Source organism: Halomonas sp. AOP7-E1-9, from assembly GCF_052376035.1.
Taxonomy (GTDB): domain Bacteria; phylum Pseudomonadota; class Gammaproteobacteria; order Pseudomonadales; family Halomonadaceae; genus Vreelandella; species Vreelandella citrativorans.
Map to the genome: position 1 here is coordinate 28,342 of NZ_JBQSVC010000020.1, position 11,876 is coordinate 40,217.

Here is an 11,876-nt window from a genome sequence, read left to right on the forward strand (position 1 = left end):
CCCCATGTCCAAATTGGATAAAGAAGCGCTTGAGTCATTGGACTCAATGCGCCAGCTAATGGAAACAGCAGACTGCCTGATCTCTCAGGAAGAAGTCGAGCGGGCGCTGGATCGCATGGCGGAGGCCATTACTGAAGACCTGGGGGACAAACTGCCGGTTTTTTATTGTGTGATGAACGGTGGCTTGATTACGACCGGGCATCTGCTGACCCGATTGGGGTTTCCGCTGGAAGTGGACTATTTGCATGCCACGCGTTATCGCAACGAGCTGCGCGGTGGCGAGCTTTTCTGGCGCGTATCCCCTGAAATTCCCATGGCCGGGCGCCACGTCGTCATTGTGGATGACATTTTGGATGAAGGGTCGACGCTCGCCGCAATTCTTGCTTACTGTAAAGAAGCTCAGGCAGCCAGCGTTACGACTGCCGTTCTGGTGGATAAGCAACATAACCGCAAAGCGGTGCCGGGCTTGAAAGCTGATTACTGCAGCCTGGAGGTCGCGGACCGCTATGTGTTCGGTTTTGGTATGGACTACAAAGGCTACTGGCGTAACGCCCCAGGTATCTTCGCCCCCAAAGGCATGTAATTTTTAGCGTTGTACATTTAGTGCTGGTTTAGCGGGGGGAGAAGCGCCTCGCTAAGCCTGTCTCGGCAATCATCCGTGTCGAAATTTCTTCTACTGAAAAGCGCGTCGCATCAATAAACGGAATATGCATAATCCGGTAAAGCGCTTCAGCCTGTTCGACTTCCTGCAGACACTGATCCATTGAGCTATAGCGGCTGTTCGGCCGACGCTCATTGCGTATGGCGGATAACCTGCGAGCATCAATAGTTAACCCAAACAACTTGCGCTGGTGCGGTGCTAACACCTTGGGCAGCTTGAGCGTGCCGTCTTCGTCAAGGTCGTCCTCGGTAAGCGGATAGTTGGCCGCTCGAATGCCAAACTGAAGCGCTAAATAAAGCGATGTGGGTGTTTTGCCACAGCGCGATACGCCCACTAAAATAATATCGGCTTTGTCGTATTGATGCGTACGGGCGCCATCGTCGTTATCGAGTGCGAAGTGTACCGAATGAATCCGGTCCATATAGACATCGTCACTGCCAATCGAGTGAGTTCTTCCCACGCTGTAAGAAGAGTGGGTGCCTAATTCCTGCTCCAAGGGTTTCAAAAAGGTAGAAAAGATATCCACCTTGAAGCCCGGCGCTTGGCGAATTACATCGCGTATCTGCTGGTCAACGATGGTATCGATAATGATCGGTTGTTGCTCATCTCGAGCGGCAGTGGATTCAATAACCCGGGCAAGCGCTTCCGCTTTATCAAGCGTATCGATATAAGGCTTGGTCAGCATGTTGATCTCAATATCGCTGAATTGAGCCAACAGGCTGCGACCCAGGCTCTCGGCCGTAATACCGGTACCATCGGAAATAAAGAAAGCTGTCCGCTTCATAATCACGCCCGTCAATTAAATAATAGATACGCTATTGTGTGCCGAGTGTTCGCTAAGCACAACGCCCCAGGCGACTACATAAACTGCCCGTATACGCCTTATGTTGTAAAAATCCTCCACTCCCTTCGCTATTAGACCAATGGCGAATAGGGTGGCACGGTGATAGGGTGACACGATCAATGATTGGCGATCTAAAAGATTGCATCAACGTCTTAAAGCGAGGGGGTTGCGTGGAAGAGTACATTCTGTGGTTCGATCAGTTAGGTATGGCCGACGTCGAACGCGTGGGTGGTAAAAACGCCTCGCTGGGCGAGATGATTTCCAATCTGTCAGGTGCCGGGGTAACCGTACCGGGTGGATTTGCCACTACGGCTCACGCATATCGTGAATTTCTCTCTCATGAAGGGCTTAACGAGCGCATTAACAGCACGCTATCGCGCCTGGACGTTGATGATGTTAAAGCACTGGCGGAAGCGGGTACTAATATTCGCCAATGGGTTATTGATACGCCGCTGCCGCCCGCTTTTGAAAGTGCGCTGCGTCAGGCCTATGAGCAACTGCAGGAGCAGCACCCTCAGCTGAAAGTAGCGGTGCGCAGCTCGGCAACCGCGGAAGATCTGCCGGATGCCTCTTTTGCGGGCCAGCAGGAAACTTTCCTGAATATCGAAGGTTTCGATAATATCAAACGCGCTGTACACGAGGTGTTTGCCTCGCTGTTTAATGATCGCGCAATTTCTTACCGCGTTCACCGTGGCTACGCTCACGAAAACGTCGCGCTGTCAGCGGGTGTTCAAAAAATGGTGCGCTCTGAGACGGGCGCTTCTGGGGTCATGTTTACCCTGGATACCGAATCAGGCTACCGCGATGCTGTCTTTGTGACGGCCTCGTGGGGGCTGGGCGAAACGGTTGTGCAAGGTGCCGTCAACCCTGACGAGTTTTACGTTCATAAGGGCACTCTGGCGGCTGGCCGCCCGGCGGTTTTACGGCGTAACCTGGGTTCCAAGCTCATCAAGATGGTTTACGGCCAGGAAACCAGTGCTGGTAAATCCGTCGACACCGTTGATGTGCCGCTTAATCAGCGTAATCGTTTCTGTATTAGCGACCAGCAGGTGATGGATCTGGCCCATCAGGCAGTGACGATTGAGCAGCACTACGAGCGCCCCATGGATATTGAGTGGGCGCTTGATGGTGACGACGGTAAGCTCTATATCGTGCAGGCACGCCCTGAAACGGTGGTCTCGCAGCAGGAAGGCGGCAAGTTAGAGCGTTTCCAGCTGCGCGAGAAGGGCCGTACCCTGATTACCGGCCGGGCGATTGGTCAGCGCATTGGCCGTGGCACGGTCAAAGTGGTCATGAGTCCGGAAGATATGGATAAGGTTCTTGACGGTGACATTCTGGTGACCGACATGACGGATCCAGACTGGGAGCCCATTATGAAGCGGGCTTCAGCCATTGTTACCAACCGTGGTGGGCGTACCTGCCATGCGGCGATTATTGCTCGTGAGCTGGGCATTCCGGCGGTGGTTGGGTGTGGTGACGCTACACAGCAGCTCAGAGAAGGCACCGATGTCACCGTTTCCTGTGCCGAAGGTGACACCGGCCACGTTTATGATGGCCTGCTGGATTTTGACTGCAAGGTTTCAAGCGTCGATGCCATGCCTGAAATCCCGTTCAAGATTATGATGAACGTGGGCAACCCTGATCGTGCATTTGGGTTTGCCAGCCTGCCTAACGCAGGCGTAGGGCTTGCCCGGCTTGAGTTCATCATCAATCGTATGATTGGCGTTCACCCTAAGGCACTGCTGGATTACGCAACGCTGCCCGCTGACTTGCAGCAGGTGATTGACCTTCGTACCGCGGGCTATACCGACCCGGTAACTTTCTACGTGGACAAGCTGGTGGAAGGTATTTCCACGTTGGCGGCGGCCTTTTACCCTCAGCGGGTTATCGTGCGTTTGTCTGACTTCAAGTCCAACGAGTACGAAAACCTGATTGGCGGTAAGCTTTACGAGCCGGGCGAAGAGAATCCCATGTTGGGCTTCCGTGGGGCTTCGCGGTATATCTCGGACGCTTTCCGGCCCTGCTTCGAGCTTGAGTGTCGCGCCTTAAAATACGTACGCGACGAGATGGGGCTTGATAACGTCGAAATCATGGTGCCCTTTGTACGCACCACTGATGAAGCCAAGCAGGTGGTTGATCTGTTGGCAGAAAACGGCTTGAAGCGCGGCGATGCAAGCGGGCTGAAAGTGATCATGATGTGCGAGCTACCTGCTAACGCATTGTTGGCTGAAGAATTTCTTGAACACTTCGACGGCTTCTCAATCGGCTCTAACGATCTTACGCAGTTAACGCTGGGGCTGGACCGTGACTCAGGCATCGTGGCGCATCTGTTTGATGAGCGTAATGCGGCGGTGAAAAAATTGTTGGCAATGGCTATTCAGGCTTGTAAAGCCCAAGGCAAATACGCAGGGATTTGTGGGCAAGGGCCCTCAGATCATCCTGAGTTGGCTAAGTGGTTGATGGAGCAGGGGATTGATTCGGTATCCCTCAACCCTGATGCAGTACTTGAGACGTGGTTTATGTTGGCAGGCGAGACAATCACCTAACGTCGACCTGTAAACCGCTATTTTGCGCCCGGCCATTGTGCCGGGCGCATGCGTTTTATAGGCTACTCTGTTGTGTGGTTACTTACTTGATATTTCCCAGGATGCGAGAGGGCAGTGTAATGTCCCCAAAAAGGATTAAATTAGCACTATCAGGATTGCTGTTAGTGCCGGTCTATAGCTTTGGGTTTAGCTATGAAACCCCCTCTATAACGCCAGAAGTTGGGTCGGGGTATGAGGAAAAACCCGGCTGGGAGGCGGAGTCGTTTGCAGTTGCGGCGGCTAACCCGTTGGCAACGGATGCAGGCTATCAAGTGTTGGCAAATGGTGGCAATGCCATTGACGCTGCTATCGCTGTGCAAATGGTATTAACACTGGTCGAGCCTCAGTCCAGCGGCATTGGCGGTGGCGCTTTTTTAATGTTCTATGATGGCTCAAACGTTCAGGCTTACGACGGCCGAGAGACAGCGCCTGGTGCGGTGACAGGGGAGCTGTTCATGGAAAATGGCGAGCCGCTGCCCTTTGCAGATGCGGTAGCCAGTGGACTTTCTGTTGGTGTGCCAGGCACGGTGCGAATGTTGGAACAGGCGCATAAAGAGCACGGCCAGTTGGCTTGGGAGGCGCTTTTTGAACCCGCTATTACGCTTGCCGAGGAAGGGTTTGCCGTTAGTCAACGGCTGCACACCAGCCTTGCCAATGATGAAGCGTTACGTAGTGACCCGCTCGCCGAGAACTTCTATTACCAGCCTAACGGCGAGCCGCTAGCGGTTGGCGACACGTTAAAAAATCCGGCGTTGGCGAACATATTGCGTCAAATTGCGACCAACGGCAGCGCGGCCTTTTATGAGGGCGACATTGCTGAGGATTTAGTAAATCGTGTACAGAACCATCCGGTGCGGCCAGGCAGCATGACCCTTGAGGATGTTGGCGGCTACCAGACAATTGAGCGGGAACCGCTGTGTACGCCATGGCAACAGTGGGAAGTGTGCGGATTCCCTCCGCCTTCGTCTGGGCATATTACCATTATGCAAATACTGGGCCTTTTAGATCAGCAGCCGTTGTTGGAAGCACCCTTGGATAACGGCGTATCCAGCAGTGGTTGGCTGCATCAGTTTTTGGAGGCTTCTCGGCTGGCCTTCGCTGATCGCGGACGTTATATCGCGGACCCTGAGTTCGTAGAGGCGCCGGGTGGGGACTGGTCATTAATGCTGGCGCCTGACTATCTTTCAGAGCGTAGTAAGTTAATTGGCGACACCAGCATGGGCGATAGTGCGGAGCCAGGGAACCCCGGTGAGCTTGATGTTAGCTTTGCCTCACAGCCGGATCAGCCGGAATATGGCACTAGCCATATCAGTATTATTGATGCTGAAGGCAATGCCGTGGCGATGACCACGTCTATTGAGCAGGCGTTTGGTTCGCGCATCCTTGCTGATGGAGGAACCGGGCTGCCGGGTGGGTACCTGCTTAATAACGAGTTGACCGACTTTTCGTTTACCCCAGAGGTGGACGGCGAGCTGGTTGCTAATCGGGTTGAGCCTGGCAAGCGCCCGCGTTCAAGCATGAGCCCAACACTCGTCTTCGATAAAGAGTCGGGCGAACTGGTGGCAAGCCTGGGATCGCCGGGTGGTGCGGCTATTATTCATTACACCGCCCGCACGTTAGTGGCGATGCGTGATTGGGGGATGAGTGCACAAGAAGCGCTCAATTTGCCTCACGCCATTACCATGGGAGGCGATGTTTATTTGGAAGAGGGAGGCTTCCCGGAAGCGACCCTGGAAGTGCTTGAGGAGTACGGTCATACCATCAGTGAAAGAGAGCTAACCAGTGGGCTTCAGGCTATCCGTAGGCTGGAGGATGGGACGCTGTTTGGCGGTGCCGACCCGCGTCGCGAAGGCGTTGTTATGGGCGATTGATCCCACTTGGCTTTACGAAATGAGCTGTCAGTGGCGTGTTTAAGTACACGTCACTGACGTAGCCAATTGCGCAGCTTCACCAACAGAAGTTCCCCATCGCTTAGCGCTCGCCGTTCTTCAATCAATTCACGTAAACGCTCGGGATAGTCGGTAATAATCGCATCAACCCCTAAGTCGATCAGTGTGGACATTCTTGCCCGGTCATTAACTGTCCAGGCATGTATCTCATAGCCATAAAGCGCTGCAAGACGCACTTCCTCTGCTGTAATACGGTTATGGCGAAGCCCCAGGGCATCGAAGCTTCGACGGTCCAGCGTGCCTGGCAGGATTAACTGTGCCAGCAGTGTGACGCGTAGTTCAGGCGCCTGGCGTTTAATGTGGGCAGTCAGGGCGGGCGTCATCGTGGCTACCCGTATCTCCAGCATTGCATTGGGAAAGCCGCATTCTCCATACGCTGTTATAGGGTGATTGCTTTTAGCCCAGCAGGCATAGCGCATATCGGTTTCAGCACGCAGCAGGGCAATGACTGCATCAGCAAGTGCTTGTTCCTCGCCGGGCAGCGCTTTCATGTCGATCATCAACCCGGCATGGCCACGCACGCGTTCGAGTACCTCATCCAGGCCTGCGATAGGCTCGTTTTGAAAAGCATCACCGAACCAACTGCCTATGTCGTACTGACTAAGCTCTTCACGCGTTAAGTCGCCGAATTCTCTGTTATCACCGGTTAATCTTGCCAGACTCCGGTCATGGTAAATCATGACCTGCCCATCGGCGGATAAGCGAACATCCAGCTCTACGGCGTCAGCCTTATCGACGATGGCCTGGTCAACCGCGGCCAGGGTGTTTTCGGGGGCGACCATTGAACTACCACGGTGCGCGAACACCTTTACATTGTCGCGTAGCTCAAAACTATTCAGAATCCACCAGGCTTGTAAGGCGGCCAGTAGCAATACGCTAAGTTCAACCGCCCAGGCAAATCGGCCCGGGAGGACGATTTTTGATGGAGGAGCAGGGCGCATCTTGTGATGCGCTAACTGAAGGTACAAACAAGCAGAAAGCAGTGCGTTAGCCGCAATGCCGATAAAGGTAACGGCGAGGGTTAGCAGCAGGTAGCCTGTTAAATAGGCAAACATGATGGGAATTAGAAACGCATTGTGTTCTGGTAACCACCAGAGAAGCGGCGTCACCAGTGCATCAAAGGCGATGGTGGTGATAACAGGTAGCGCAATAATGAGCAGTAGCAGGATGAGCACGGCCGCGCCAATGGAGCGGTGCCAGCCTTTGGTTAAATGAAAACTGCGCGTCAGGGCGCGTAACGGGCTGTAGTTATCAAGTGCCACTAACGGAAGCGCCAACAGCCAACGCAGATAAAGCCAGGCCGCTAAGCTTAGCCAGGCCACTACAAGCGGCAGCGCGCAGGCAATAAAGTACCAAAGCACAGGTGGCATGACGCGCTGTAAATAGTAAGGGTCCAGGCCGCTTAGCCAAACACTATAAAGCCATGCAAGTGCGGCCATGAAAGGGGCCAGCAGTAAAAGGTGCGTGCCCACCTGTAACACGACTAATCCTGCCAGCGCGGGGAGGCGACGAACGCTTAACCAGAGTGCATCAAAGGCTAACCGGTAATGATTGCCTCGAGGCCGAACGGCGACCTGGAGCATACCAGCCTGTTGCCAGTAAAGAATGAGAAAGGTGAAAACCAGGCCGACCAGCATGCAAGCTAGGCCCAGCGGGCTAAACAGCAGGCTGATCAGCTCGTCATTGGTAATCACTGTACGCTTTAATTGAGCGAGCAGACCTTGGGTTATCCACCCAATCACGGGTAATAACAGGGCAGAGGCAAGTAAGGTAAAAAACAAATGATAGGCGATCAAGGGGCGTAGATGATCGCGCAGTGTCTTCATTAAGGCCGAGCCAAGATGTGTCAGTGGCTGCATTGTCTTTTTAAATCATAAGGATGAACTAACAGAGTGGCAGTATCCGGAAGCCCTCGCAAGTCGACGACCTCTTGCGGTAATAAAAACGCCCCACAACGAGAGGTTGTGGGGCGTTCGGTCATCGTCTCAGAATTAACGAAACTTCATTAAGTCTGTGATGGTGCGAGCATCGGCGATAGGGTGGTTACGCTTCTTGAGCAACCGGAATCACGTTTGAGGCGATTTTCTGATACTCCTCAATTTCGTGGAAGTTCATATAACGATAGATCTCTCCTGCCATGGCGTCAAATTCACTCATGTAACGCTGATACTCTTCAACGCTTGGCAGGCGACCTTCCACCGCGGCAACCGCGGCGAGTTCCGCCGAGGCAAGGTACACGTTGGCACCATCGCCCAGACGGTTCGGGAAGTTACGTGTAGACGTAGACACAACGGTGCTTTTTGCCGCAACGCGTGCCTGGTTACCCATACACAGCGAGCATCCCGGCATTTCCATACGCGCACCGGCACGACCATAAATGCCGTAGTAACCCTCTTCGGTCAGCTGGTGCTGATCCATTTTGGTCGGCGGTGCCAGCCACAAGCGAGTTTTTAGACTGCCTGCAGGCTGCTTTTCAAGTAGTTTACCCGCTGCGCGGAAATGACCAATGTTGGTCATGCACGAGCCGATAAATACTTCATCAATCTTTTCGCCCGCAACGTCTGACAGCAAACGAGCGTCGTCAGGATCGTTAGGTGCGCAAAGCACAGGCTCTTTAATCTCGGACAGGTCAATTTCGATGACTTCGGCGTATTCGGCGTCCGCATCGGCACGCATCAGGCTCGGGTCGGCAAGCCACGCTTCCATACCCTCGATACGACGGCTGATAGTACGCTCATCGCCATAGCCGTTGGCAATCATCCACTTCAGCAGTGTGATGTTGGATTTCAAGTACTCGGTCACACTCTCATCAGACAGCGTAATAGTACAGCCAGCGGCAGAGCGCTCAGCAGAGGCGTCGGAAAGCTCAAACGCCTGCTCGACCGTTAAGTCTTCAAGGCCTTCAATTTCCAGTACGCGGCCAGAGAACGCATTCTTCTTGTTGGCCTTGTCAACGGTCAGAAGACCTTGCTTGATGCCGTAAAGCGGAATGGCGTGAACCAGGTCACGCAGGGTAACGCCAGGCTGGCGCTTGCCTTTAAAGCGTACCAGTACGGATTCCGGCATATCCAGCGGCATAACGCCGGTGGCAGCAGCGAAAGCTACCAGGCCAGAACCAGCCGGGAACGAGATGCCCAGCGGGAAGCGAGTGTGCGAGTCGCCACCGGTACCTACTGTGTCTGGCAGCAGCATGCGGTTCAGCCAGCTGTGGATGATGCCGTCGCCAGGACGCAGCGATACACCGCCGCGGTTCATAATGAAGTCAGGCAGCGTGTGGTGAGTGTCTACGTCCACCGGCTTCGGATAGGCCGCCGTGTGGCAGAATGACTGCATGACCAGGTCCGCTTGGAAGCCCAGGCATGCCAGGTCTTTCAGCTCGTCACGTGTCATCGGGCCAGTGGTATCCTGGGAGCCGACGGTGGACATTTTGGGCTCGCAGTACATCCCCGGACGAACGCCTTCCAGGCCGCACGCCTTACCGACCATTTTCTGCGCTAGGGTAAAGCCCTTGCCGGTGTCTTTGGGCTGTTCCGGGAGGCGGAATACGTCAGAAGGCTCAAGGCCAAGGGACTCACGTGCTTTGCCCGTCAGGCCGCGGCCGATGATCAGAGGAATACGGCCGCCAGCGCGTACTTCGTCAAGGATCAACTGCGTTTTCAACGCAAACGTGGTGAGTACTTCATCAGTGCCGTGCTTGCATACCTTGCCTTCGTAGGGGTAGACGTCAATGACATCGCCCATTTCCAGCTTTGATACGTCCAGTTCAATCGGGAGTGCGCCAGAATCTTCCATGGTGTTAAAGAAGATCGGAGCAATTTTGCTACCAAAACAGAAGCCACCCGCGCGCTTATTGGGAACGTAAGGGATATCGTCACCAAAGAACCACAGCACGGAGTTAGTGGCTGATTTACGTGAAGAGCCCGTACCCACAACATCACCGACATAAGCAACCGGGAAGCCTTTGGCTTTGACTTCTTCAATTTGCTTGAGCGGACCCATGGAGCCCGGTACTTCAGGCACAATGCCGTCACGCTCGTTTTTGAGCATGGCATTAGCGTGCAGCGGGATATCGGGGCGCGACCAGGCATCGGGTGCTGGTGACAGATCATCCGTGTTGGTTTCACCCGGCACCTTAAAGACGGTTAGGGTGATTTTTTCTTCTAAAGCAGGCTTGGAAAGGTACCACTCTGCTTCGGCCCAGGACTGAATAACGTCCTTGGCAACGCTGTTACCCTTTTTGGCGCGCTCTTCAACATCATGAAAGGCATCAAACATCAGCAGGGTATGCTTGAGCTGTTCGCCGGCTTCACGTGCTAACTCTTCGTTATCCAACAGCTCTACCATGGAGACGATGTTGTAACCGCCTTGCATGGTGCCCAGCAGCTTAACCGCGTGGATTTTATCGATCAGCGGAGAGGTTGCTTCGCCCTTGGCGATGGCAGTAAGAAAGCCCGCTTTCACATAAGCGGCTTCATCGACGCCCGGCGGAACCCGGTTGGTGATCAGGTCAAGAACAAATTCCTCTTCACCCGCCGGTGGGGTTTTTAGCAGCTCAATTAAGGCGGCAACTTGCTCGGCGTTTAGAGGCTTGGGTGGTACGCCTTCAGCGGCGCGTTCCTCGACATGTTGGCGATATGCTTCAAGCACGTTGGGGCCCTCTCATCTGCTTTATGGTGGCGAACACACATTTTCACGGTGTTTGAGCGTGCGCTCGGACACATGACATACGCTTGGAAACAGCGTCTGGTTGGATGGCATGGATTCTACGGCAAACTGTCGACAATGTTAAGAAGAAGGCGATAGGCAGGTGTTGTACTTTGTATTGATACACAAAAAATACCGCTTTAAAGGCCTGTATTTTGGCCGTTTGGGGCACTTTCTGGCAGGGTGTGGTGGGCCCGAGCACGCTAAAGGTGTGATTGCGGTTGCGCCGCGTTACCATGGCTTGGACGCTATAGCGTTACGGTTGCTTTCCAGGTTGAACTAACCTCACAGCGAAGCGTAGAGCGCCATTGTTGTTACTAATTAGCTATTACTATTAGCGGTGGCCAGCAATACGTACCCAAGAGACATGGCATGGCGTCGTTCTTGCGGACCAGGAACGAGGTGAACGCTATCGGCGTTTAAATATTGTACAATTATGAAAAAATGCTCGGAAGAACGTTATGTCAATGCAATTGCCGGAATTAACACCCGCAGACCATAAGCTTCAAGCAGATGACTTGTTGCCCGAAAGTTTAAATGAATTTCTTACCTGCATAACGCCCGACAGCTGGCTTAAATGGGCGCTAGATAACCCGGAAATACTGCTCGTTGACCACGCTCAGTGTGAGAAAAAGGCCGCCTCGACGGCTATGAGTTTGCTGTATCGTTATGTAGACCAACCTCTTTTATTGAGCAAAATGTCTCAGCTCGCCCGCGAAGAATTGCTGCACTTTGAGCAAGTTGTGGGTTTAATGGAGAAGCGCGGCGTTGAATACAAGCATTTAACCGCTTCCCGGTACGCTGAGGGCCTGCGACGCCATGTGCGCAGCAATGATCCAGAGCGTCTTATTGATATCCTCATTATTGGCGCCTTAATAGAAGCACGCAGTTGCGAGCGTTTTGCTCGCTTGATTCCTTACCTGGATGAAGAGTTGGCTAAATTTTATCGCACGCTGGTTAAGTCCGAAGGGCGTCATTTTGAAGACTATCTACTGCTTGCGCAGCAGCAAACTAACGCTTCCATTGATGAAAGAATTGCTTTTTTTGTGGCCCGGGAAGCAGAGCTGATAACGTCACCCGATACGGCTTTTCGTTTTCATAGTGGTGTACCCGCTTAATACACCACTAGCCCA

General features: G+C 53.5%; 7 protein-coding genes. 4 read left to right on the forward strand and 3 right to left on the reverse strand.

Annotated elements, in window-relative coordinates; translation table 11 throughout:
* Positions 1 to 4 precede the first annotated feature (4 nt).
* Positions 5 to 583 (forward strand): hypoxanthine-guanine phosphoribosyltransferase, encoded by a 579-nt coding sequence (locus ACT3R4_RS11960; RefSeq protein WP_087107361.1) that lies wholly within the window; start codon positions 5 to 7, stop codon positions 581 to 583.
* 28 nt (positions 584 to 611) lie between these two features.
* Here the strand turns inward: ACT3R4_RS11960 and ppsR are convergent, their stop codons facing one another.
* Positions 612 to 1,445: a posphoenolpyruvate synthetase regulatory kinase/phosphorylase PpsR gene (gene ppsR, locus ACT3R4_RS11965; RefSeq protein WP_441679143.1), complete on the reverse strand. Its 834-nt coding sequence runs from the start codon at positions 1,443 to 1,445 to the stop codon at positions 612 to 614.
* A 230-nt stretch (positions 1,446 to 1,675) separates the two neighbouring features.
* Between ppsR and ppsA the strand changes: the two genes are divergently transcribed.
* Both ppsA and ggt read left to right on the forward strand, forming a co-directional pair.
* Positions 1,676 to 4,051 (forward strand): phosphoenolpyruvate synthase, encoded by a 2,376-nt coding sequence (ppsA, locus tag ACT3R4_RS11970; protein WP_441679144.1) that lies wholly within the window; start codon positions 1,676 to 1,678, stop codon positions 4,049 to 4,051.
* A gap of 119 nt (positions 4,052 to 4,170) precedes the next feature.
* Positions 4,171 to 5,961: a gamma-glutamyltransferase gene (gene ggt, locus ACT3R4_RS11975; RefSeq protein WP_441679145.1), complete on the forward strand. Its 1,791-nt coding sequence runs from the start codon at positions 4,171 to 4,173 to the stop codon at positions 5,959 to 5,961.
* A gap of 50 nt (positions 5,962 to 6,011) precedes the next feature.
* Here ggt and ACT3R4_RS11980 read toward each other — a convergent pair whose 3' ends face one another.
* Positions 6,012 to 7,898, reverse strand: a complete 1,887-nt coding sequence (locus ACT3R4_RS11980) for a glycerophosphodiester phosphodiesterase family protein (RefSeq protein WP_441679146.1) — start codon at positions 7,896 to 7,898, stop codon at positions 6,012 to 6,014.
* Between the two features lie 184 nt (positions 7,899 to 8,082).
* Positions 8,083 to 10,686 (reverse strand): bifunctional aconitate hydratase 2/2-methylisocitrate dehydratase, encoded by a 2,604-nt coding sequence (gene acnB, locus ACT3R4_RS11985; protein WP_193054662.1) that lies wholly within the window; start codon positions 10,684 to 10,686, stop codon positions 8,083 to 8,085.
* Between the two features lie 518 nt (positions 10,687 to 11,204).
* Between acnB and ACT3R4_RS11990 the strand changes: the two genes are divergently transcribed.
* Positions 11,205 to 11,861 (forward strand): MiaE family protein, encoded by a 657-nt coding sequence (locus ACT3R4_RS11990; protein WP_441679147.1) that lies wholly within the window; start codon positions 11,205 to 11,207, stop codon positions 11,859 to 11,861.
* The last annotated feature ends 15 nt before the right edge of the window (positions 11,862 to 11,876 follow it).

Coding starts and splice junctions, on each gene's coding strand:
- ACT3R4_RS11960 (WP_087107361.1), top strand. CDS start 5: ATGTCCAAATTGGATAAAGAAGCGCTTGAGTCATTGGACTCAATGCGC.
- ppsR (WP_441679143.1), bottom strand. CDS start 1,445: ATGAAGCGGACAGCTTTCTTTATTTCCGATGGTACCGGTATTACGGCC.
- ggt (WP_441679145.1), top strand. CDS start 4,171: ATGTCCCCAAAAAGGATTAAATTAGCACTATCAGGATTGCTGTTAGTG.
- ACT3R4_RS11980 (WP_441679146.1), bottom strand. CDS start 7,898: ATGCAGCCACTGACACATCTTGGCTCGGCCTTAATGAAGACACTGCGC.
- ACT3R4_RS11990 (WP_441679147.1), top strand. CDS start 11,205: ATGTCAATGCAATTGCCGGAATTAACACCCGCAGACCATAAGCTTCAA.